The following is a 20,240-nucleotide window of genomic DNA, read 5'->3' as shown; positions in this document are numbered from 1 at the left end:
CTGGCAATCATGTGGACGATGTGCCATGCGCGCACGGTTGTGCGCGTGTACGTGAGGCTTTTTTGTTTTACGGCTTGATGATGCCTTCTTAAAAGGCCACATCGGTAGCGTGGCGCAGGGCATCGTTCGCAGGCATGCAGCAGGTTTCGACAAAGAAATGGGGAGCATTCGGCTGGGGCATTTTCGCCTCTGTGCTTTTGCACGTTGCCATCGTCGCGTTCTTCCTCGTGAAGTTGCCTTTACCTGCTCCTCAGCCGGAAGAAGAAACAGTCAGCGTCGACCTCGTGCCTCCACCGGAGGAAAAGAAACCCGAGGAGAAACCTCCCGAACTGAAGGTACCGGAACAGCCGAAACCCGAGGAGAAAAAACCGGAGGAGAAAAAGGCAGAGGAAAAACCGACCGAGAAGCCCGCGGAACCGCCGAAGGAAGAAAAGGCCGAGCAACCGCCTCCGCCTCCGCCTGAACAGGCAAAGCCGCCGGAAGAGAAACCGCCCGAAGCAGCTGCAAAGGATGCCGAGTCCAAGGAACCGGCCGGCAAGGGGCAGCCTATGCCGGTGCTGCGCCCGGTAACGGAATTTGGCGACAAGGATACCGGACCGGAGAAATCGACTGAGGGTGATGCTTCCGTCGCCGGTGTGAAGTCGGATACGCCGAAGCCTTCACCGGAGCCCAAACCGGCACCCCCGGAGGATCAGGCGAGGCCGGAGGAAACGGCAGATGCGGCCAAGGCCCCCGAAAGCAAGGAGCCTCCTGCCACTCCGGTTCCGCAGGATGTCGAACTGCCCCAGGTCGACTTGGCGGATAGTCATGCCGAGAAGAACGGCCCTGCATCAGGAGCCGAGAACGAAGCCAAAACGAGTTTCGAGCAAGCAAAGCCGCCCAAAGCAACAAAGCCCGATGCGACCGCAACCGCCCAGGCGGACAAGCCCGTCGAATTGACGGAGGCGAAGACGCTGTTTTCGCAGAGTATGACGAACGATCCGGTGGCAAGAACCGCCATGGGAGATATGCCACGCGGTGCCCGCGTGGCGGAACTGTGCAGCACGGAGCTTAGGCAGCAGTTGATACACGGATCTCCAGCATATCGACCGGAAATCCTGCCATCCTACAGTCTTAAGAAGGGTACGATCCTTCAAGCCAGCAATGCGTTTCGGGCATCTGGTCGGTGGTATGATGTCAGCTTCCGTTGCGAGGTGGACGACGGGGCGACAAAGGTTAAATCCTTCAGCTTTGCTGTGGGAAATCCCGTTCCGAAGAGCCAGTGGAAGAGTCGTGGGCTTCCAAGCTTCTAGCTGCCGGAAAGGCCGCTACAGAACTGGCACCAGTTCGGCACAAGACAACCGGAATAGCCTCGTCTCATCGCCACATGTCGGTGGCGCGGGAAAGGACAATGAGATGTCGAACGAAATCGAGCGCTTCTTCGAACTTCAGGATGAGGCGACCAAGGCCGCCTTCGTCGAGAACCGTGGCGACGAGCTCACCGACATCCTGGTCGCAGCGCTTGAGGATGTATTTGTGATTCTCGGCGGCGGCGATTCTCTCGAAACAATCCATTGATCCGCCGAGCCGATCAATCGCTGCCGTAACACCCTGAACCGGGCGAATTTTCTCTGCGTTGTTTTGAGCAGCCTGGGCTGGCATTATGCGGCATCACGTCCGGAAGCGCACGCATGGCCCGCAGTCAGTTTTGCATGTTCAAGTCAGCAATTTCCGGTGTCGAGGCCGTGGCTGCTGATAGCAGCCAGAGTTTTGCACGGCACACGCACGAGCAGTTTGGCATCGGGCTGGTCTCGTCGGGCGCACAGAAATCTCTGAGCGGACGGGGCATGGTCGAGGCGGGTGCCGGCGATATCATCACCGTCAATCCGAACGAAGTGCATGATGGCATGCCGATCGGCGAGGGGAGATCCTGGCGAATCCTCTACTTCGATCCTGAGATAGTCGCGACCAACGTGTCCGATATCACGGAGGGGCGGCGATCTGCTGTCGAGATAGAACACCCTGTACTGCACGACAAAGCGATCGCCGCGCAGTTCGAGGCGGCGTTTGCACTCGTGGTGGGTACAGGCGAGCATCGGCTACAGCGGGAGAAAGCTCTCCTCGTACTCATCGCGCATGTGGTGTCGGAGGCCGTCGCAAATGATGCGCAGGCGGCGCCGCGGGCCATCCGGATCGCGCAGGAGATGATTGACTGCGATCCGACTGCGGCCATCTCCCTCTCCGACTTGGCCCGCGCCAGCCAGCTCAGCCGGTTCCAGGTGCTGCGTGGTTTTGCCAAGGCGACCGGCATGACGCCACATGCCTATCTTGTCCAGCGCCGCATCCATCTTGCCCGGCGTCTGATCGCCGGCGGTGTGGCCTTGGCGGAGGCGGCCCTTGCCAGCGGCTTTGCCGACCAAAGCCACATGACTCGCGTTTTCGTCCGGAAGTACGGGATCTCTCCGCGCACCTATGCCAACGCCGTCGCCTGACTGCAGTGCAATTTCATACAAGATCGCCCGGCGGTTTTCGTCTTTCCTCTGCGCAAACAGGAGAGGGCGATGCAGCGACACTTACAGGGTTATGTCTATCTGACGTTGGCGATGATGACGGTCGGCAGCACCGTCGTTGCAAGCCGCGTCATTGCGTCAGGCATGCCGCCGTTCACAGCGACGGCCCTTCGCTTCGCCGTTGCTTTCCCGTTCTTTTTGCTGTTGATGCGCCTGACCGGAAAGCGCCTACCAAGCCTGCCGTCTCGCGATTGGATCATCCTTCTCGTTCAGGCTGGTGCGGGTAGCGTTGGTTACACGACCCTGCTGATTTCGGGCCTGCGGTTGACCACTGCCGCCGACGCTGGCGTCATCATCGGAACGCTGCCTGTGGTCGCCGGGGCGCTTTCCATTCTCGTCCTGCGCGAGAGGCCACATTCGTCGATGGTGCTGGCGATTGCGTTGGCGACGGCCGGTGTTCTCTTTATCGCCTTTTCGCCCGATGCTGGAGAGGGATCGCTGCTTGGCAATATGTTGGTATTCGGTGCCGTCATCTGCGAAAGCCTATTCATTCTCCTCAACAAGAAGCTCAGCACAAAGATTCCGGCGCTGACACAGTCGGCGGTGATGACGGGACTTGGATTTATTGTGGCGATGGTCGCGGCGTTGGTGACGGAGGGCGTTCCGGGCGAATTTCCCGCGGGCGCAATGTCGGCGGTGATCTATTACGCGCTTGTGCCGACCGTTGCCGGCTTTGTTCTCTGGTACGCGGGAGCGGAGCGTGTCAGCGGAATTGAGGCTTCGCTTTTCACGGCAGTCGCACCGGTCTCCGCGCTCTTGATGGCATTCGTCCTGCTCGGTGAGCCTTTGCATTTCCGTCAGATCGCCGGCGTTGCCTGCGTGCTCGCGGCAGTCCTCGGCCTTGGCCTGTTTCGGCGGCGCGAGATGAAGGCAGAATAGCAATGCGGTGCTACGGCATTACCAATGCTGGAAGAGAGCGCGATAATCCCGTGGGGTCATGCCTTTCAGTGCTCGGAACTGCCTGTTGAAGTTTGCGAGCGAACCATAACCGGCCGCGTCGGCGACAACAGCGATGGGCTGCCTCGTGCCCGACAGGCGAGCGCAGGCATCGCCAATCCTGATATGGATGAGGTAGTCTGAAATCGTCTTGCCCGTGTGTTTGAGGAATAGTCGATGGAGCCCTGAAAGGCTGAGGGCCGCGATATCGGCGAGTTCGGCAAGAGCGATGGGCCTGCCGTAATTCATGTGAATGTGGTTGAGCAGCCGATCGATCCGCTCGCGATTCTCGCCGGCTGTTTCGCGCGGCGGCGATGTCGTTGCCAACGGCTGCGATGATGTATCCCCGGATAGTTGGTGCAGAATAGCGAGCAGGGTGAAGAAGCGTTCGGTCGGTGCAGCAACGAACAGGCTTTCGTACAGTGGGCGAATCGCGATTGCGGCGCCGCAGCTGAACTGGAGCCCCCGATCGGCGCGGGCAAGCATGGCCTCGATGGCGCGGAGCTCGACAGAGGTCTGCGCCAGCCGTTGCGTCCAATCGGGATGAAACCATGTTACGAGCGCTACATGCGGCTCGGATGGAGCGATCTTCTCCCGCGAGGACCATGTGTGTGGCAGGTTCGGACCAACCAGTACAAGGTCACCATCGTCATACTCCCCGACATGATCGCCAATGAAGCGCTGGCCTCGCGAGTTCAGCGTCAGGGTCAATTCGAACTCGGGGTGGTGATGCCACTGGAAGGGAATGGAATCGTCCAGACGCCTGTTCAGGCGGCTAAGAGAGCTCTCCGGTTCTTGTATCAGTTTTTCGAGATATGGTCTCATCCGGCGCCCGCACTTTTGATGGCGCCAGAATAGTATCAGTATTTGCCAGGCCGCGACAACATCCGACTATCTGGCTTGGTATTCTCGTCATCACCTGAGGAACAGGGATTGGCTCGATGGAGGATAAATATGCAGCAGTCACTCAAGCGGGACGCGCACCCGACAACGTCAACGACGGCGACCCAACTCAAGGATATCAAGAAGACGTTGCCGCTTCGCGTGCTATCGGAGGCGGACTGGCAACATTGGATTACGAAAGGTTATGTCATCGTTCGCCAGGCCGTCCCTGCGGCGAATGTCGAGCGGCTTGTCGAAGTGCTCTGGCGCTTTGACGAGAAGGACCCGAACGACGCATCCACGTGGTATGCGCCGCAGCGCCGTGAGCACAAGATGAAAGAGCTCAACAACACCGGCATGCTGGAAATCTATAATCACCAGGCGCTGTGGGATAACCGTATGGAGCCGCGCGTCTACGGCGCTTTCGTCGATATCTGGGACCGGGAGGATCTTTGGGTGACCATCGATCGCGCCAATCTCAATCCGCCAAGGAAAGTCAAAGGTAATCCGAACGGCTTCATTCATTGGGACGTCGACACCTCGATCCGGCCGTTGCCGATCGGTGTGCAGGGCGTGCTCAGCCTGAAGAAGCAGGATGGCGATGTCGGTGGGTTCCAGTGCGTTCCAGAGCTCTTTCAGCATTTCGAGGAATGGGAGAAGACGCAGCCGGCAGACCGCGACCCCATGCACCCTGATATGACTGGGCTGGCGATCGTCAATATCGACATGGAGCCGGGAGATTTGATGATCTTCAATTCGCTGCTCGCGCATGGCGTGCGACCGAACCACTCGACCGATCGAGCCCGGATGGCTCAATATATCTCGATGCATCCCGCGGAATACGACGACGTCGGCGAGCGGGAGGAGCGCATCCGCCTGTGGCGCGAACGTGACCACCCTAAGCGCGACGCCTTCCCCGGTGATCCGCGCGAATGGGAGAGATACAATACGGCGACGGCAGAGCTTTCGCCGCTTGGAGGCAAGCTGCTTGGGCTAGAACGCTGGTAGTTCCGAAATACGCGGAAGCCGGGCCCGGCTCCTGCAATATGATACAGCGGCTCCTATATCTGGTTTCTGGCCGAAAGGAGCTGCTGATGTCCGCACACCCCATGAAAGTCCCAGGTCCCGATCACCCGATTACCGTCAGGCCTAATCCAGCCCGCGTCGTCGTGAAGCTGCGTGGGCAGGTTATTGCCGACAGCCGCAAAGCGTTAACACTGAAGGAAGCCTCTTATCCTGCCGTGCTGTACGTACCGCGTGCCGATGTCGACATGGCGCTTCTCACGCGAAGTGATCACCACACCTATTGCCCCTACAAGGGGGAGGCATCGTATTTCAACATCATGATGGGTGAAGAAGATTTCGCGAATGCGATCTGGACCTATGAAAGTCCGTACGCGGCGGTCAGCGAGATCAAGGATCATCTCGCCTTCTATCCCGATCGGGTCGATTCAATCGAGGAGTTGCCGGACTGATACCGCGGAAGTGCGGTGGCATGCTTGGGAGGAGAAAACAAGGACGGTCCGGCAGGGAAACCGGACCAGTCCCCGTAACTGATCGGAGGTCAATCGGATCAGAAAACGCGATACACACGGCGCCCAAGGTTGATCCAGGGCGCCGGGATTTTTTGGATTAGAACGCGCGCTGCAGACGGAAGAAGCCCTTCGTCACTTCGTCAGCGTCATCCGGGTCGGTATAGTCGACAGTCGCCTTGGCGTAGAGGTTGTCTACGATCTGATAGTCGACCGTGATGCCGACGTTCCAAGCGTCGCCCAGGCCGTCGAACGAGTCGCCGTGGAAGTTGTCGAGATCAGGCACGTAATTGCCGAAGTACTGGGCTTCCGGGGTGATGGTCCACTTGTCGGTCGCCTTGATCGCGTATTCGGCAGCAACGGTCCATTCCGACTGAGAGTAGTAGGAGTTCGGACCAGACGCGTAAACAGCTGCCAGGCCGAGCGTGCCCGGACCGATGTCGGCGAAGATCATGCCGCGAACAGCACCTTCTTCATTGTCGGTGTCGTAACCGCCGATGAGCTGATAGCTGACCACGCCAGCCTTGCCGCCAACGCCGAGGGCAACGCCGACGTTGTTCGGGTTTTCACCGTCCTTGTAGTAGCCGTCTTCCAGCTCGTCTACGCTGATGCCGGCGTAGAAATCGCCATTTTCATACTGGTAGCGGATGGAGTTGTGCAGGGTTTGAAAGCTCGACAGAACGTCAGGCTCGCCCGAAAGGTCGTCATCCCACCAGCTGTAGAACAGACCAGCGCGGAAGCCGGCGATGTCGATGTAGGCCGAGTCCAGGGTCGAGTTCGTCGAAGTGTTGTCGCCGTTGTTACGAAGAACGATTACGCCGGTAAGCGGGCCATATTCCGTGTCGCTCTTGGCCGTGAACTGAACCTGAGCACGCGTACGGGCGTTCCAGTCCGAGGTGTCCTTCTCGTTCGGGCCGCCGTAAACTTCAAAACGCAGGTAACCGCTGACCTTGAGGCAGGTTTCGGTGCCCGGGATGTAAAAGTAACCTGTGCCGTACGCGTCGCAGACGCGGACGTATTCAACCGGCTCGGGTTCAGCTGCGACGATTGCATCAGCAGCGAAGACCGGCGTGGACGCAGCAGCAAATGCTGCGGCGGAGGTCAACAAAGCCATCCGTATGTTCATTTGAAATCCATTTCCTTTTCGATTGAACAGCCGCCATGGGAGACGGGGCCGTTCCGATAGTTTGCCTTTCGGCTGGCGGATCAGCGAACCGCTGAAGCCTTAATTTCATCCTTGATTAAATCTATCAATTCTCCCGGTATCAAAATGCCTCCTCGTGACGGTTCTTTGGTTTTCTGTGTGGTTTTTATGTAACAATATCAAATACATAGGCGAAAAATCACACTGCGCCGCAGTGCTGCGGGCATTGGAACGGCTAAGACTGTTTTCGGAGGCTCGTAAGGAGCGCGTCTGGCGCCACCATTGCAATGGCGCCAAAGGAAATCTCCCCGCAGATAATCCCGCCATTCTCGGAATTGAAGGGCAGGGATTGGAACGCAGTGTTCCAAATTTGGAACGAAAACTTCTGTAGGACGGTTGGCATTGCCCGCCGCGAGCGGTAATCGGTAGCGATCGCAGGCCTATCGCTTTATGGAAAGAGGTTCCCCGATGCTCAACGCAGAGGGCGTTTTTCAGGATCTGAACGATTTCGTCTATTTTGCCGCAGTTGTTCGCCACAACGGTTTCTCCGCCGCAGGGCGGGTACTCAGCATGCCGAAATCCAAGCTCAGCCGGCATATCACTGCGCTCGAGACGCGGCTTGGAGTCAGGCTGCTTGAGCGGACAGTCAATCGGTTCCGGGTGACGGAAGTCGGGCGCGCTTTTTACAATCACTGTGAAAATATGCTGCGTGAAGCGGATCGCGCGGCGAAGGCGATCAACGATGCCACGGGAGAGCCGCAGGGACAGATCCGCATAAGTGTGCCACACGGACTGCTGGATGGTTCGCTTGGCACCATGATCCCGGAGTTTCTCAATCGATACCCCAAGGTTCAGCTGCAGATACTCACCACGGATCGACGGGTCGACATCATCGACGAGCGCCTCGACCTTGCTGTTCGCGCACAATTGACCGAGGAGACCGATTCTGAGCTGACGATGCGTGTGCTTAGCAAGGTGGATCTGATCCTTGTTGCAAACCAGAAGGTTGCAAGCTCGCTGCCGTCGATCGAAGGTATCGACTGTCTCGTCGATGCGCCAACGGTATCGTTTGCCGGACCGCTGACGGAATGGCAGGACTTGGATATATGGGAATTCACTGGACCCGACGGCACCCGGTACCGGCACCAGCACAAACCGCGCATGAGCTGCCGCAGCGTCTCCGCAGTGCTTGAGGCTATCTATGCCGGTGTAGGGGTCGGGCTCTTGCCAGACCATATTTGCGCCGAAGGAATACGCGACGGCCGGCTGGTTCGCCTCCTACCAGATCATCAGATGTCCCAGGCGACGATCTATCTCGTCTTCACTGCATCGCGAGGACTGCCGACGGCTGTTCGGGCGCTCGTGGACTTCCTCGTGGAACAGTTCCGCACGCTGCGCGTCACCACGCAGTGCCAGGAAGCCGAGATGCAAGCGCAATTGAAGGATCGGATACCGCTTGTTGCGCTGTCCGGAGGTCAACCCGCGTAGGCCTCGTCGAGCGTCGCGACATCGATCTTCACCATCTGCATCATCGCGGCCTGCACGCGCATGGCTTTTTCGCTGTCCGCATCGTTGAGATAGCGCATCAGCGCGTCGGGGATGATCTGCCAGGAGAGGCCGAAGCGGTCCTTCAGCCAGCCGCACTGCTGCGGCTTGCCGCCATCGAGCAGCCTTTCCCAGTAGTAGTCGACCTCGGCTTGGTCCTTGCAGCGGACGAAGAATGAGATGGCCTCGCTGAACTTGAACTGAGGGCCGCCATTCAGTCCCATGAACTGCTGGCCTTCCAGTTCGAACGTGGCAGCAAATGCTCTTCCATCCGGGCCTCGTTTCACCTGCGGATCCCCGGCGCTCTTGAATATCGCGCTATAGAAGCTGATGGCTTCATCGAGTTGGTTGTCGAACCAAAGGAAAGGCGTGATCTTCTGCATCGCTTGTTCTCCTGGGCGGTTAATCTGTGGCAAGGACGCCAAAAGAGGAGAGCTGCCGACAATCGAAGGCGAATTTTCCCGACGGGAAGTTGGCCGCACATCCTTGCCTGTCGTCGATCCCGCCTAGTTTTAGTTCGAAGAGGGATGTCGGTCCAAGCCAACCCCGTTCGTCCTTGGACGTGCAACAACGCAAAGGGAGTAAAACATGTCCTATGTCGATGGGTTCGTCGTGGCCGTGCCGCAGAAGAACATCGAGGCCTATAAAGCCTTTTCCGCTACGACCGGCGCTGTCTGGAAGGCCCATGGTGCCAAAGAATATGTGGAATGCATCGCCGACGATGTCCCCTATGGTGAACTGACCTCGTTTCCTCGTGCAGTCCAGGCGGCCGACGACGAGGTCGTTGTCTTCTCCTGGATCGTCTACGGTTCACGCCAGGAGCGGGATGAAATCATGACAAAGGTGATGGCCGATCCGCGTCTGCAAGGCGACGAGTGGAAGTCGATCTTCGACGGCAAGCGCATGATTTTCGGCGGCTTTGTTCCGTTCCTGCAGCTTTGAGCAGCGCGGGAAGCCTGCATTGACATGAGGGCAGCGCGACGCCACGTCTCATAACAGAGACGCAAGCGGAATCGTGGCGATGGCCCAGAAGATCATCAGCATTTCCACCCGAGGCCAGGGCCTTTACGAATTTACTGCGGAAGCGGCCTCCTTCGTTCGCGCCAACGGCGCGGCCGAAGGGCTTCTGACCGTTTTCGTGCGCCATACGTCTTGCTCACTACTCATCCAGGAAAATGCGGATCCGGACGTCCGGACAGACCTCGATGTATTTTTCCGCCGATTGGTTCCCCCTAGCTCCGACCCGTCAATGCATTGGATTGTTCATACGACCGAGGGAGCCGACGATATGCCCGCGCATATCAAGGCCGCGTTGACGCAGGTTTCCATCGGCATTCCCATTATCGGCGGTCGGTTGGCACTCGGTACCTGGCAGGGGATTTACCTTTTCGAACATCGCGACAGACCACACCGACGTGAGATCGTGCTGCATCTGAGCGCCTGAACCTGATCTGAACGAACGGTTCGAAGATCATTCATTTTCATAGGGTTATGGTTCGAACAATCCCGAACGGGAGATGTAAGAAATCGTTTTAGAGAGTAGTATGATGACCCATTTTCTCGCCAAGGCTTCGTTCGCAGCCCTTATCGCATTGGCTTCGATTCCGCTCACTGCGCCGAACGCGTCTGCTTCCGAATGGGACCGTCTGCCGGTCGCCAGTGTCCAATATCGTCCCGTCTACGCCTGCTCGCCCGTACAGGCTGTTCAGAAGGCGCGCTGGACAGGTCTGCGCTATGCGCGCGTCACCAATGTCACGCCGCGTCGGGTTGTCGTCTCTGGCCGGAATTACCGGGGCTGGGACCAGATGGTGTTCGCCAACGTTCGTGGTTGCCCGCTGATCCGCCGGTAAATCGCTTCGTCCACAATGGCGCCCTCGGCTTGCCTTGGCGACGCCATTTTCAGCCTGCTTTGTGCGAATCGCATATGAATGCGTAAATCCGGAAAGGTTGGACCTGAGCTTTTCCGGCAAGAGTGTATCGAATGGGACGGTCGTTTCCGTGCCCTGATGGAGAACTTTCGATGATGCAATTTCTGGCCAAAGCGGGCCTCGCGACGCTGCTCGCTGCCGGCACGGTTGCCGGAGCGGTTGCACCGGCTTCCGCCCAGGTAGACGTCTACATTGGCAGCGGTCGCCCGCCACCGCCTCCCGGCTACTATCGCCCGCCACCGCCTGACTATTATCGCCCGCCGCCGCGTCCGCGTGGTTGCGACCCGCGGCTTGCGGAAGACATCGCACGCGACTACGGCTTCCGCCGTGCCCGCGTGGTGGACGTCACGCCTCGCCGTGTGATCGTGACGGGCTGGACGCGTCGTGGTGCTGACGAAATCAGCTTCGGCAACGTCCGTGGCTGCCCGGTCCTGCGCTAACAAATCGCAGCCGCCAGACTCCGAGACAATAGCAAACCGCCTTTTCTACGGGCTTTCGAGTTCGGCAAAGGCGGTTTCTTTTTAGGCGTGGGAAGTTGCCGGCGAGGCGCTTTGAGCCGGGCGTTCCGCGGCGCTGGTCTCTTCCGCCGAGGTTGCAAGCGGCGCCTGGTTGTCAGCCGAAACGACGGCGCGGGGCAACGGCGTGCCGCGCTTCTTTTCACGTGCCAGCGTCAACAAGCCGGAACAGACGATGAGAACGATACCGGCAGCCATCGGCAGGTCGATGCTGTCGTCGAAGATCAGATATCCGAACGCGATTGCCCACAGCATCTGACTGTACTGAGGCGGGGCAACGAGATTGGCCGGGGCGAGCCGGGCGGCCGTCATCAGCATGACGTTGCCAGCCGCGCCGAGCAGGCCGTAGCTTGCAATGAACAGCCATTGGCGTGGCGTCGGCACGACCATCTCGGACAGCATGAGGATGCCGCTGACGGCGATCGTGCCCAGCAGTGCTGCACCGTATAGCGACAGGCGCTTTTCAGCTGGCCCCATCTTACGCATCACGACAATCGAGATTGCAGCAACGAGACCGCCGATCGCCGCGGCCAGATGACCGGCGGACAGTTCGCGGAAGCCCGGTCGCAGCACGACCAGAACGCCGAGGAAGCCGATGATGACGGCTGCCCAGCGCTGCCAGCGGACATCTTCCCTGAGGAAGATTACCGACAGGATGGTCACGAACGAGGGCAGGAGAAACAGCAAGCAGAAGGCCTCGGCCATCGGCAGCTTCGTAAACGTGATGATCGACGCGATCGCACCTATCGCGCCGCAGACGAACCTCAGTAGCCATAGAGGGCGGTTCGTGCTTCTGACAACATCGAACCAGGAATCGCCCCTTGCTTTGATGAAGGGCAGGGCAGCGCCGCCGAAGAGCGCGCCGATAAAAGCGATCTGGTAAGCTGGCACGCCGCCATGCAGGATCTTGATGGATGCACCGCTGAAGGCAAACACGGCATAGGCACCAAACGCGACGAGAACACCGCGCAGTGCAGAAGAGGGGGCTGTCATGAGTCAGATTCGTCCGGAAGAGGGTCTTGTAATCTTTACGGATTGCTGACGGCAAAGCGACAGCCGATTGCGAATAGCTGCCATGCACAATCGCTGGCCAGCGTTCCCCGACCTTAGGTCACATATACCTCTAATGGGCTCTGCGACCGCCTCCGGAGGAAATCCGCGAGCAGGGGCTGTTGGCCTTTCAGAATCTTTCGCTCGGCATCCGAAAATGTGAACCATTCGGCCCGGTCGACTTCCGGAAACTCCGCCATCACCCCAGAGCGCGGCGGCCACTCCATCCGAAAGTTATTGCTGGCCACCGCTTCCAGGTCGATGTCAGCCTCAACGGCCCAGGCAGCAACGATCTTGCCACCGGGTTGCTTGTAGTCACCGAGATGATGAAAGCTGCCTTCGACTTCAATCCCGAGTTCTTCGCGGGCTTCACGCCTTGCTGCGTCCAGTTCATCTTCGTCTTCGTTGACGAGGCCCTTGGGGATCGACCAGGCGCCGATATCCTTCTTGGCCCAATAGGGTCCCCCCGGGTGCACCAGGAGTACCTCGTACTCATCATCATGGAGGCGGTAGATCAACAGACCTGCACTTCGCTTCGCCATATCGACTGCATCCTTCGCTTATCGGGAGGAGCGCTGGGCGGGAGGCGCCCAGCGCGCTGTCTCAATTCGGAGTCTGGCGAAGCGCCGCGCCGTAGTCGCGGTAAACGCTCAGGCAATCGGTATAGCTAAGCGAGCCGTTGTCGCCGTAAATGACATGGGCGCTGGATGCGCTGGTCGCCGCTTCTTCCGAAACGAAGAGGATCGCCTCGCCAAGCGATTTTCCCATGATCGGCTCCTCAGTGCCGTCTTCCTGCATGATGCCTTCAATAATTGCGGCGATCTGGCGGTGGCTAAAGACCGCCCGTCTGTCTTCCGGTGTCATCGTTCTTACCTCTGCGTGAAATCAATGCATCTATCTGCCCAGCCGAAGCGGTTCATGACTTCCTGCGCAGCCGTGGTCGAGTTGGCTGCTCCGCTCGTCGGAATGCCCTAACAATGAGGGGCGGCAGGCGCTTTACCTAACCGTCCGTATCGCCGTGCGCGCAAACCGCAGCTGCCGGCCGACTTAAGTCGCGATCCGCAATAGGTCGCAACAAGGCTGTAAATAGAGTCGGATTGCCGACCGACAAGGTGGGAGCTGATAACTATCACCATCTAGTGACACGGCGGTTCGTCTCGCTCTTCACGATTGGATTTGGCAAGTGAGATGCGTGCGACTATATCGTCGCTGATGAGACAAACAGAGCGATAACGGACATGTTTCAAGCCGCGACGATAAATTCTGCCAACAAGGCAGATTTCTACAAAGAGCTTTGCCAGCAATTGCAGGGGCTTCTGCATGGCGAGAGCGATGCGATCGCCAATGCTGCGAATACCTCGGCGCTCATGTTCGAAATGATGCCTGATCTGAACTGGGCGGGCTTCTACTTCCTCAAATCGGACAGCGAGCTGGTTCTCGGACCGTTCCAGGGCCGGCCGGCGTGCGTGCGCATCGCGGTTGGCCGCGGGGTCTGTGGGACGGCCGTCGAAAAAGGGGCATCAATCCTCGTCGAGGACGTGCATGCGTTTCCGGGACACATCGCCTGTGATGCAGCTTCGCGTTCGGAACTCGTCGTGCCGCTTCGTCACGACGGCAAGATCCTCGGCGTTATCGATCTCGACAGCCCGACGGCGGCGAGATTCGACACCGAGGACCAAGCTGGCGTTGAGGCGCTGGCTCGGATCTTTGTCGCCGCAAGCTACTGAAGTCTGCCAGGGTTAAGGAATACAGCAGCGGAAGCGCTGCTATCCCGCTAACGAAAAGGGACGGTCCCTCGAAGGACCGTCCCTTTGTCGTTCTCAAATCGAGACCGGAGCGCGTTACTGCTTTCGCTTCTTCGCCTCGTCATCCATCAGTTCGTACCACATCGCGTTGAGGACTGCGAAGGCGGCGGCCAAGGGCAGGCCAAGTATCCATGCGAAATACCACATTGTTGTTCTCCTTCAGTAGGCGTGGCCGCTCTTGTCGGTGACCGTCTTCTCGTCGACCTTTCCCCAGAGCACTTTGTAGACCCAGGCGGTGTAGGCGAAGATGATAGGCAGGAAGATCACCGAGACAACGAGCATGGTGAACAGGGTGGAATGGCTCGACGATGCATCCCATACCGTCAGGCTCGAGTTGGGCTCTAGCGACGAGGGCAGGATGAACGGGAACATCGAAAGGCCGACGGTGGAAATGATGCCAAAGATCGACAGCTTGCTGAAGAGCAGAGCCGCAACCTCCCACCTTGCCCGCAGCGCGAGGAAGGCAGCGGCGGCTCCAGCGAAGCCGAGGATCGGGGCGATCAGCATCCACGGATGAGTGCCGTAGTTGGCGAGCCACGAGCCGTCATGAGTGGCCGTCTTGAAGAGCGGGTTCGACGGGCCGGCAGGGTTGATCTCACTGGTGATGCTGTAGCCGTTCACCCCGATCGCCAGGAAGATTCCGCCAAGCGCAAAGAGAACGATCACGGCGAGCGAAGCAAGGCTGCCATAGGTTCTTGCTCGCTCGGCAACCGGGCCGCTCGCCTTAAGAACCAGCCAGGCAGCGCCGTGAAGAACGAGCATGGCGACGGATAGCAGTCCACAAAGCAGGGCATAGGGGTTCAGCAGTCCGAAGAACGTCCCCTCGTAGAAGATTCGCATATCAGCGGGATCGAAGCGGAAGGGTACGCCCTGCAGCACGTTGCCGACGGCCACGCCGAAGATCAGGGACGGCACGAAGCCGCCGATGAACAGCGCCCAATCCCAGTTGTTGCGCCAGCGTGCGCTCTCTCGCTTCGAGCGGTATTTGAAGCCGACCGGGCGCAGAATGAGTGCAAGGAGGATCGCGAACATCGCAAGATAGAAGCCCGAGAACGAGACCGCGTAGAGCGGCGGCCAGGCAGCAAAGATGGCGCCGCCACCGAGGATTAGCCAGACCTGGTTTCCTTCCCAGACGGGGCCGATCGTGTTGATGGCGACGCGGCGCTCCGTGTCCGTCTTGGCGACAAAGGGAAGCAGCGTACCAACACCGAGGTCAAAGCCGTCCGTGGCGGCGAAGGCGATCAGCAGCACCCCGAGGAGCAGCCACCAGATCACGCGCAGGATTTCGTAATCTATGAGTTCGTGCAGGATCATGATGGATCACTCCGCTGCGGGGACGAGGGTTTCGGAGATGAGTTCGGCTTCCGGCTCGTTGTCGGGGTCCGGCCCCTTCTGGATGGCTCGGATCATCAGCGTCATCTCGACGACGATCAGGGCGGTATAGAGAACGGCAAAGCCAATGATCGTAAGCAGAACGGTGCTTGCGCCGAGGCTCGATACCGCCATTGCCGTCGGCAGCACGCCTTCGATGACCCACGGCTGGCGTCCGATTTCTGCGACGATCCAGCCGGCTTCGATGGCAATCCAGGGAAGTGGAATGGCAAAGACAGCGATTTTCAGCAGCAATGGGTACTTGTCTAGGTGACGCCGCGCCGACAGCCAGAAGAAGGTTGCCGTCAGGACGATGAAGAACATGCCCAGCCCGACCATGATGCGGAACGACCAGAAGAGCGTCGGCACATGCGGAACAGTATCGCGTGCGGCTTGGGTGATCTGCGCGTCGGTCGCCTGGCGTGGATCATCGACATAGCGCTTCAGAAGGAGAGCATAGCCAAGCTCGTGCCCGATTTCCTCGAAGGAACTGCGCAGCTGGGGTGCGATCGCATCCGGCGTTGCGGCCGCGCGGATCTGCATCAGCGCGTCGTAAGCCTTGATACCGTCGCGGATACGAGCCTCAGCCTTCTGTTCCAGTTGGTCGATGCCGGGGATTTCCGTTGTCAGGGAGCGGGTGCCGATCAGGCCCATTACCCAGGGAATATGAACGGCGAAATGCGTTTCGCGAGCTTCCTGATCCGGGAAGCCGAAGGCCGTAAAGGCAGCCGGTGCCGGTTCCGTCTTCCACATGGCCTCGATGGCGGCAAGCTTCATCTTCTGGTTTTCAGTTGCGAGGTAGCCGCTTTCATCGCCGAGGACGACGACCGAAAGCGCCGATGCCAGACCGAAAGATGCGGCAACCGTCATCGAGCGCTTGGCCATTTCGAGGTGGCGACCCTTCAATATGTACCAAGCGGAAACGCCGAGCACGAAGATCGAGGCGCAGACATAGCCGGCCGAGACGGTGTGGACGAACTTCGCCTGAGCGACGGGGTTGAAGACCACGTCGAAGAAGCTGGTGACCTCCATCCGCATCGTTTGCGGATTGAGCGCCGAACCGACCGGGTTCTGCATCCAGCCGTTGGCGATGAGAATCCAGAGCGCCGAGAAGTTGGAGCCAAGCGCCACGCACCATGTCGCCACCAGGTGACCGACCTTTGACAGCTTGTCCCATCCGAAGAAGAACAGGCCGACGAAGGTCGCCTCGAGGAAGAAAGCCATCAGCCCCTCGATCGCGAGCGGAGCGCCGAAGATATCGCCGACATAGTAGCTGTAGTAGCTCCAATTCATGCCGAACTGGAATTCCATGACGATGCCGGTGGCGACGCCGATCGCAAAGTTGATACCGAAGAGTATGCCCCAGAACTTCGTCATCTGCCGCCAGATCTGGCGGCCGGTCATGACGTAGACCGTCTCCATGATAGCGAGCAATACGGAGAGCCCTAACGTCAAAGGTACGAATAAAAAGTGGTAAAGCGCAGTCAGCGCAAATTGGAAGCGCGATAGCGCAACTATGTCCAGTTCCATTGTCTTTCTCCCACGGTCCCACGGGATATGAAGAGTCTCCGCCAAGCCGGATTGCCGGGCGGCCATGCGGTGTGGCTCAGTCCGGTCTCAGCCGGTTCAAAGCCTTTTCGAACGCCGCCTCTCCGCGGCGTGAAACTTCTACGATGCGCCCATCCTCCATGACGGCGATGACATCCGCGATTGCTGCTTCGCGACGGATATGCGTGGCGATGACGAGCGAGCGCCCCACGGCTTGCTCGGCCAGACGTTGCATGACGTCGCGCGCGGTTGCGCCATCGAGGCCCTCCGTAGGCTCGTCCAGCAACCAGAGCGGTGTGTCGCGGAGAAAGAGGCGGGCAAGGGCGAGGCGGCGCGATTGCCCGCCGGAGAGCCCCATGCCGCCTTCGCCAAGTTGGGTGTCGAGGCCGCGCGGCAGGGCGGCGACGTCCTGCAGGAGGCCTGCGGTGGTAAGCGCCTCGCGCAGTGCGGCATCCGTTGCATCGGGGCTTGCGAGTTGGAGATTGCCGCGAACGCTATCTTGGAAGAGCTCCGTCCGTTGCGTCAGCAGCGTGGCGTCCAGTCCTTCGATGGTTCCTTCGGTTGGGCACATTTCGGCTGCGAGGAGCGATAGAAGTGTCGACTTACCTGCACCGCTGGCGCCGACCAGGGCTAGCTTCGCGCCTGCCGGTAGGTTGAGGTCGATCTCGTGAAGGACAGGCGTTCCCGCGTCATATCCTCCGCTAACGCGATCCAGGCGAAACGCAAATCCGGGACGCGGAGTCGCGTTGCTGTGCAGGTCTTCGTTTGCCGACAGGCGAGGCGCGATGCGGCGGGCAGCAAGAAGCGTGCGGCCAAGTTCCATCGCTCCGCGACGCAGCGCACCGAAGGGTTCGACCGCGGCGAATGCGATCAGGATACCCAGCGTGGCAACCGCTGGGCTGATTGCTTGCGCTCGGGCCAATGCCGCAACGGCAAGTAGCGAACCGGCCAGAAGAGCGGTCGTCGCTAGGCCGAAACCGAAGGTAACACCGGTTTCGATGCGGTTCAGGCGATCATCGGCAGAGGCTGCGTAACGGTCAGCGTCGGCAATCGCAGCCCGTTGGGCGTCGAGGCGTCCGGCCATCAACAAGTCGGTTTGCCCAGCGACGAGATCGATGGTGCGGGCGCGAATGGCTTCGATGCCGTAGGTACGGCGGCGGGCATGCTCTGTTGCCCGGTGTCCGGCCAACAGCGGAATGCCGAGCCCCGTGCCGAGGAGGGTGGCACCGACGGCCAGCCCGAAGAGCGGGTTCATTAGGCCGAGCGCGATGCTTGCGGAAAGTGCCGCGATGATTGCCACGCCGGTCGGAACCAGCACGCGTAGATAAAGGGAATCCAGCGCGTCGATGTCGCCGGTCAGACGGAAAAGTAGGCGGGCGGGCCGGCGTGCGAGTTCGCGTGCGGCGCCGGGTGCTGCCCATCCACGAAATAGGCGCTCGCGCAGGGCGGCGAGCACGCTCAGCGTCGCGTCGTGAGTGGTTAGCCGCTCGCCGTAGCGCGAGGCGGTCCGGCCGAGTGCAAGCAGGCGGATGCCGGCCGACGGCATGAAGACGTCGAACGTAGCGACCGCCGCTGAGGAAAGTCCGGCAATGCCGGTGGCGGTGATGAACCATCCGGAGAGACCAAGCAGGGCAATTCCTGCCGACACCGTGGTCGCCGAAAGCGCAGCTCCGAGGAGCAGGCCGTGGCGGCGTTCGGCAAGGAAAAGCTTGGCGATCGGCCTGAGGGTGGAAAACGATGCGCTCATTCGGCGGCCTCCCGCAAGGTTTCGGGATTGAGCACGATTGTGCGATCCATGCGGGCAGCAAGCCGCGGGTCATGGGTTGCGACGACAAGCGTGCGGCCCTTGGCAAGAGCGATCAGGCTCTCGGTGATGTCGCTGGCGGTTTCTGCGTCAAGGTGTGCGGTCGGCTCGTCGGCGAGTACGATCCTGGCGTTGGGATTGCAAGCGGCGCGGGCGATGGCGAGGCGCAGCGCTTCGCCGCCCGATACTCCCAAGCCACCGTCGCCAAGAGGACGGCGGGCGTGGCTGCGGGCGAAACGGTTGAGCTTTGCGAAATTGAGTGATTCTGCCACGGATTCCATGGAAACGTTCGGTCGGCCGAGCGAAATGTTGCCCGCGATGGTGCCGGCAAATATGTGCGGCTTCTGGCCGACCCAGGCAATCTTGTCATGAAGGGCAGAGCTGACCGGCTGTCCGTCGATCGTGACGCTGCCGGTGTCGCCCGTCGCGTGACCAGCGATCAGCGCGAGCAGGGTCGATTTGCCAGAGCCGCTGGGGCCGAGAAGCGCAACATGCTCGCCAGCACGGACGCTCAAATCAAATCCATCGATGGCGGCGTTGCTGTCCTTGCCGTAGCGGAAGCCGACATTGGCCAAGCGAATGGCGCCGGCCGTTGCCACGGCGGGTGCGTCGCTTGCGGCGGGCAGTTGAAGGCCCTCCACATTTAAGGCGTTGATTGCCTTCATGGCGGCTTCGCCGGCGGCGCGATCATGCCAGACGGCAGAGAGCTCCCGCAGCGGCTCAAAGAACGCAGGTGCAAGCAGCAGCACGAAGAGGCCGCTCGTCAGATCGAGGCCTCCGGCCCAGGCGCCGAAACGGGTTTCGCCGAGCAGCGAGAAGCCGACGTAGACGGCGACCAGAGCGACGCCCAGCGCTGCGAAAAGCTCCAGAACAGCCGACGACAGGAAGGCGATCTTCAGGACCGCCATCGTCCGGGTTTTCAGCGACTCAGCGTCTGCCCTGAGCCTCGTCGCGGTCGCATCGACGGCGCCAAGCGAACGGATCGTCGCCATGCCACGCAGGCGATCGAGGAGGAAACCGTTGAGGCCTCCGGTCGCGGCCAGCTGCTTCTCGCTGGCTGCCTGCGCGCGCCAGCCGATCAGCGCCATGAAGACGGGAATAAGCGGCATGGCAAACAGGAGAATGAGGGCGGCAATCCACGAAATCGGGAAGATGCAGGCAAGGATGATTGATGGTACGGCGCTCGCCTTGAAGCGCGCCGGCTGAAAGCGCGAGAGATAGGGAACGATCATCTCAGCCTGTTCGCCGATGACGCTTGCGGCCTCGCCGGAACTCGGTCTCGTGCTGTCGATCGGCGAGCGCCTGGCGACGGCTGCTGTGGCGAGTTCGCGCCGGGCCGTCAATTCGGTTCGGGCGGCGCGAAATGCCATGCGGCCGCCAGCCGCTTCGAGACAGCTTTTAGCTATCCCAAACAGAGCGATATAAACGGCGAGCCCGAAGACGTCGTTGAAGCCGCCGCCGTCTGCGATCCGGCCGACTGCGGTGGCGAGAATGGCCGCCTGCGGTATCCAGATCAGCGATGCCAGCGTCTGGACGGCTGCTGCCTTTCTAAGCCCGCGATGTCTGGGCACAGGTTTTTCCGGCTTGCCGAAAGCCTGCTTTCCACTTGCGTCTAAGTAAGCACTCCCCAT

The 20,240-nt window shown here is 60.0% G+C and carries 23 protein-coding genes; 12 read left to right on the top strand and 11 right to left on the bottom strand.

Going from position 1 to position 20,240, the window contains the following annotated elements; translation table 11 throughout:
• Positions 1-134: 134 nt before the first annotated feature.
• The 4 genes from RGCCGE502_RS12990 (at position 135) to RGCCGE502_RS12980 (ending at position 3,428) form a co-directional block, all read left to right on the top strand.
• Entirely contained in the window at positions 135-1,292 is a 1,158-nt protein-coding gene (locus tag RGCCGE502_RS12990; protein ID WP_016554627.1) for a DUF930 domain-containing protein, read from the top strand.
• Positions 1,293-1,395: 103 nt separating this feature from the next.
• Complete coding sequence (locus RGCCGE502_RS37245) at positions 1,396-1,557, top strand: hypothetical protein (RefSeq protein ID WP_016554626.1); 162 nt, start codon at positions 1,396-1,398, stop codon at positions 1,555-1,557.
• Positions 1,558-1,670: 113 nt separating this feature from the next.
• On the top strand, positions 1,671-2,471 hold the full coding sequence (locus RGCCGE502_RS12985; protein ID WP_016554625.1) for an AraC family transcriptional regulator: 801 nt from the start codon (positions 1,671-1,673) through the stop codon (positions 2,469-2,471).
• Positions 2,472-2,540: 69 nt separating this feature from the next.
• Positions 2,541-3,428 (top strand): DMT family transporter, encoded by an 888-nt coding sequence (locus tag RGCCGE502_RS12980; RefSeq protein WP_016554624.1) that lies wholly within the window; start codon positions 2,541-2,543, stop codon positions 3,426-3,428.
• Positions 3,429-3,446: 18 nt separating this feature from the next.
• Here the strand turns inward: RGCCGE502_RS12980 and RGCCGE502_RS12975 are convergent, their stop codons facing one another.
• Positions 3,447-4,310 carry a helix-turn-helix domain-containing protein gene (locus RGCCGE502_RS12975; RefSeq protein WP_016554623.1) on the bottom strand — a complete coding sequence of 288 codons (864 nt, stop codon included), beginning with the start codon at positions 4,308-4,310 and terminating at the stop codon, positions 3,447-3,449.
• Between the two features lie 129 nt (positions 4,311-4,439).
• Here RGCCGE502_RS12975 and RGCCGE502_RS12970 point away from each other — a divergent pair, with 129 nt between their 5' ends.
• Both RGCCGE502_RS12970 and RGCCGE502_RS12965 read left to right on the top strand, forming a co-directional pair.
• Positions 4,440-5,375: a phytanoyl-CoA dioxygenase family protein gene (locus RGCCGE502_RS12970; RefSeq protein WP_016554622.1), complete on the top strand. Its 936-nt coding sequence runs from the start codon at positions 4,440-4,442 to the stop codon at positions 5,373-5,375.
• Positions 5,376-5,461: 86 nt separating this feature from the next.
• Positions 5,462-5,842, top strand: coding sequence for a DUF427 domain-containing protein (locus tag RGCCGE502_RS12965; protein ID WP_040674550.1), 381 nt, complete (start codon positions 5,462-5,464; stop codon positions 5,840-5,842).
• 157 nt (positions 5,843-5,999) lie between these two features.
• Here the strand turns inward: RGCCGE502_RS12965 and RGCCGE502_RS12960 are convergent, their stop codons facing one another.
• Positions 6,000-7,025 carry a porin gene (locus RGCCGE502_RS12960; RefSeq protein WP_016554620.1) on the bottom strand — a complete coding sequence of 342 codons (1,026 nt, stop codon included), beginning with the start codon at positions 7,023-7,025 and terminating at the stop codon, positions 6,000-6,002.
• 486 nt (positions 7,026-7,511) lie between these two features.
• Between RGCCGE502_RS12960 and RGCCGE502_RS12955 the strand changes: the two genes are divergently transcribed.
• Complete coding sequence (locus RGCCGE502_RS12955) at positions 7,512-8,531, top strand: LysR substrate-binding domain-containing protein (protein WP_016554619.1); 1,020 nt, start codon at positions 7,512-7,514, stop codon at positions 8,529-8,531.
• On the opposite strand, the gene RGCCGE502_RS12950 is transcribed toward RGCCGE502_RS12955, so the two are convergent.
• The gene (locus RGCCGE502_RS12950) at positions 8,519-8,971 is read right to left on the bottom strand and encodes a VOC family protein (RefSeq protein ID WP_016554618.1); all 453 of its coding nucleotides are present in this window, start codon (positions 8,969-8,971) and stop codon (positions 8,519-8,521) included. The genes RGCCGE502_RS12955 and RGCCGE502_RS12950 overlap by 13 nt on opposite strands.
• A 205-nt stretch (positions 8,972-9,176) precedes the next feature.
• Between RGCCGE502_RS12950 and RGCCGE502_RS12945 the strand changes: the two genes are divergently transcribed.
• The 4 genes from RGCCGE502_RS12945 (at position 9,177) to RGCCGE502_RS12930 (ending at position 10,956) form a co-directional block, all read left to right on the top strand.
• Positions 9,177-9,530: a DUF1428 domain-containing protein gene (locus RGCCGE502_RS12945; RefSeq protein ID WP_016554617.1), complete on the top strand. Its 354-nt coding sequence runs from the start codon at positions 9,177-9,179 to the stop codon at positions 9,528-9,530.
• Positions 9,531-9,609: 79 nt separating this feature from the next.
• Complete coding sequence (locus RGCCGE502_RS12940; protein ID WP_016554616.1) at positions 9,610-10,032, top strand: secondary thiamine-phosphate synthase enzyme YjbQ; 423 nt, start codon at positions 9,610-9,612, stop codon at positions 10,030-10,032.
• 103 nt (positions 10,033-10,135) lie between these two features.
• Complete coding sequence (locus RGCCGE502_RS12935) at positions 10,136-10,438, top strand: hypothetical protein (RefSeq protein ID WP_040674546.1); 303 nt, start codon at positions 10,136-10,138, stop codon at positions 10,436-10,438.
• 170 nt (positions 10,439-10,608) lie between these two features.
• Positions 10,609-10,956 carry a hypothetical protein gene (locus tag RGCCGE502_RS12930; protein ID WP_016554614.1) on the top strand — a complete coding sequence of 116 codons (348 nt, stop codon included), beginning with the start codon at positions 10,609-10,611 and terminating at the stop codon, positions 10,954-10,956.
• 81 nt (positions 10,957-11,037) lie between these two features.
• On the opposite strand, the gene RGCCGE502_RS12925 is transcribed toward RGCCGE502_RS12930, so the two are convergent.
• The 3 genes from RGCCGE502_RS12925 to RGCCGE502_RS12915 form a co-directional block, all read right to left on the bottom strand.
• Entirely contained in the window at positions 11,038-12,024 is a 987-nt protein-coding gene (locus RGCCGE502_RS12925; RefSeq protein WP_016554613.1) for a DMT family transporter, read from the bottom strand.
• Between the two features lie 113 nt (positions 12,025-12,137).
• Positions 12,138-12,623 carry an NUDIX hydrolase gene (locus RGCCGE502_RS12920; protein WP_016554612.1) on the bottom strand — a complete coding sequence of 162 codons (486 nt, stop codon included), beginning with the start codon at positions 12,621-12,623 and terminating at the stop codon, positions 12,138-12,140.
• A gap of 61 nt (positions 12,624-12,684) precedes the next feature.
• Positions 12,685-12,945 carry a hypothetical protein gene (locus RGCCGE502_RS12915; RefSeq protein WP_016554611.1) on the bottom strand — a complete coding sequence of 87 codons (261 nt, stop codon included), beginning with the start codon at positions 12,943-12,945 and terminating at the stop codon, positions 12,685-12,687.
• A gap of 374 nt (positions 12,946-13,319) precedes the next feature.
• On the opposite strand from RGCCGE502_RS12915, the gene RGCCGE502_RS12910 reads away from it, so the two are divergent.
• Positions 13,320-13,808 (top strand): free L-methionine (R)-S-oxide reductase MsrC, encoded by a 489-nt coding sequence (locus RGCCGE502_RS12910; RefSeq protein WP_016554610.1) that lies wholly within the window; start codon positions 13,320-13,322, stop codon positions 13,806-13,808.
• A 114-nt stretch (positions 13,809-13,922) separates the two neighbouring features.
• Here the strand turns inward: RGCCGE502_RS12910 and cydX are convergent, their stop codons facing one another.
• The 5 genes from cydX to cydD form a co-directional block, all read right to left on the bottom strand.
• Positions 13,923-14,033 carry a cytochrome bd-I oxidase subunit CydX gene (gene cydX / locus RGCCGE502_RS34935; RefSeq protein ID WP_007790147.1) on the bottom strand — a complete coding sequence of 37 codons (111 nt, stop codon included), beginning with the start codon at positions 14,031-14,033 and terminating at the stop codon, positions 13,923-13,925.
• A 12-nt stretch (positions 14,034-14,045) separates the two neighbouring features.
• Entirely contained in the window at positions 14,046-15,200 is a 1,155-nt protein-coding gene (gene cydB, locus RGCCGE502_RS12900) for a cytochrome d ubiquinol oxidase subunit II (RefSeq protein ID WP_016554609.1), read from the bottom strand.
• Between the two features lie 6 nt (positions 15,201-15,206).
• Positions 15,207-16,787, bottom strand: coding sequence for a cytochrome ubiquinol oxidase subunit I (locus tag RGCCGE502_RS12895; RefSeq protein ID WP_016554608.1), 1,581 nt, complete (start codon positions 16,785-16,787; stop codon positions 15,207-15,209).
• 76 nt (positions 16,788-16,863) lie between these two features.
• Positions 16,864-18,552: an amino acid ABC transporter ATP-binding/permease protein gene (locus RGCCGE502_RS12890; RefSeq protein ID WP_016554607.1), complete on the bottom strand. Its 1,689-nt coding sequence runs from the start codon at positions 18,550-18,552 to the stop codon at positions 16,864-16,866.
• The gene (gene cydD, locus RGCCGE502_RS12885) at positions 18,549-20,240 is read right to left on the bottom strand and encodes a thiol reductant ABC exporter subunit CydD (RefSeq protein ID WP_016554606.1); all 1,692 of its coding nucleotides are present in this window, start codon (positions 20,238-20,240) and stop codon (positions 18,549-18,551) included. Before cydD ends, RGCCGE502_RS12890 begins: the two co-directional genes overlap by 4 nt.

The organism is Rhizobium grahamii CCGE 502, from assembly GCF_000298315.2.
Classification (GTDB): Bacteria; Pseudomonadota; Alphaproteobacteria; order Rhizobiales; family Rhizobiaceae; genus Rhizobium; species Rhizobium grahamii.
The sequence above is the reverse complement of the archived record's forward strand: the minus strand, read 5'-3'. Positions and strand labels throughout refer to the sequence as shown.

Bases quoted from the DNA above. Each gene is read 5' to 3' on its own strand.
- RGCCGE502_RS12940 (WP_016554616.1), top strand. From the start codon at position 9,610: ATGGCCCAGAAGATCATCAGCATTTCCACCCGAGGCCAGGGCCTTTAC.
- RGCCGE502_RS12975 (WP_016554623.1), bottom strand. From the start codon at position 4,310: ATGAGACCATATCTCGAAAAACTGATACAAGAACCGGAGAGCTCTCTT.
- RGCCGE502_RS12925 (WP_016554613.1), bottom strand. From the start codon at position 12,024: ATGACAGCCCCCTCTTCTGCACTGCGCGGTGTTCTCGTCGCGTTTGGT.
- RGCCGE502_RS12985 (WP_016554625.1), top strand. From the start codon at position 1,671: ATGGCCCGCAGTCAGTTTTGCATGTTCAAGTCAGCAATTTCCGGTGTC.
- RGCCGE502_RS12950 (WP_016554618.1), bottom strand. From the start codon at position 8,971: ATGCAGAAGATCACGCCTTTCCTTTGGTTCGACAACCAACTCGATGAA.
- RGCCGE502_RS12890 (WP_016554607.1), bottom strand. From the start codon at position 18,552: ATGAGCGCATCGTTTTCCACCCTCAGGCCGATCGCCAAGCTTTTCCTT.
- RGCCGE502_RS12935 (WP_040674546.1), top strand. From the start codon at position 10,136: ATGACCCATTTTCTCGCCAAGGCTTCGTTCGCAGCCCTTATCGCATTG.
- RGCCGE502_RS12910 (WP_016554610.1), top strand. From the start codon at position 13,320: ATGTTTCAAGCCGCGACGATAAATTCTGCCAACAAGGCAGATTTCTAC.
- RGCCGE502_RS12960 (WP_016554620.1), bottom strand. From the start codon at position 7,025: ATGAACATACGGATGGCTTTGTTGACCTCCGCCGCAGCATTTGCTGCT.
- RGCCGE502_RS12990 (WP_016554627.1), top strand. From the start codon at position 135: ATGCAGCAGGTTTCGACAAAGAAATGGGGAGCATTCGGCTGGGGCATT.
- RGCCGE502_RS12970 (WP_016554622.1), top strand. From the start codon at position 4,440: ATGCAGCAGTCACTCAAGCGGGACGCGCACCCGACAACGTCAACGACG.
- RGCCGE502_RS12965 (WP_040674550.1), top strand. From the start codon at position 5,462: ATGTCCGCACACCCCATGAAAGTCCCAGGTCCCGATCACCCGATTACC.
- RGCCGE502_RS12915 (WP_016554611.1), bottom strand. From the start codon at position 12,945: ATGACACCGGAAGACAGACGGGCGGTCTTTAGCCACCGCCAGATCGCC.
- RGCCGE502_RS12920 (WP_016554612.1), bottom strand. From the start codon at position 12,623: ATGGCGAAGCGAAGTGCAGGTCTGTTGATCTACCGCCTCCATGATGAT.
- RGCCGE502_RS37245 (WP_016554626.1), top strand. From the start codon at position 1,396: ATGTCGAACGAAATCGAGCGCTTCTTCGAACTTCAGGATGAGGCGACC.
- RGCCGE502_RS12955 (WP_016554619.1), top strand. From the start codon at position 7,512: ATGCTCAACGCAGAGGGCGTTTTTCAGGATCTGAACGATTTCGTCTAT.
- cydX (WP_007790147.1), bottom strand. From the start codon at position 14,033: ATGTGGTATTTCGCATGGATACTTGGCCTGCCCTTGGCCGCCGCCTTC.
- RGCCGE502_RS12895 (WP_016554608.1), bottom strand. From the start codon at position 16,787: ATGGAACTGGACATAGTTGCGCTATCGCGCTTCCAATTTGCGCTGACT.
- RGCCGE502_RS12930 (WP_016554614.1), top strand. From the start codon at position 10,609: ATGATGCAATTTCTGGCCAAAGCGGGCCTCGCGACGCTGCTCGCTGCC.
- RGCCGE502_RS12980 (WP_016554624.1), top strand. From the start codon at position 2,541: ATGCAGCGACACTTACAGGGTTATGTCTATCTGACGTTGGCGATGATG.
- RGCCGE502_RS12945 (WP_016554617.1), top strand. From the start codon at position 9,177: ATGTCCTATGTCGATGGGTTCGTCGTGGCCGTGCCGCAGAAGAACATC.
- cydB (WP_016554609.1), bottom strand. From the start codon at position 15,200: ATGATCCTGCACGAACTCATAGATTACGAAATCCTGCGCGTGATCTGG.
- cydD (WP_016554606.1), bottom strand. From the start codon at position 20,240: ATGGGGAGTGCTTACTTAGACGCAAGTGGAAAGCAGGCTTTCGGCAAG.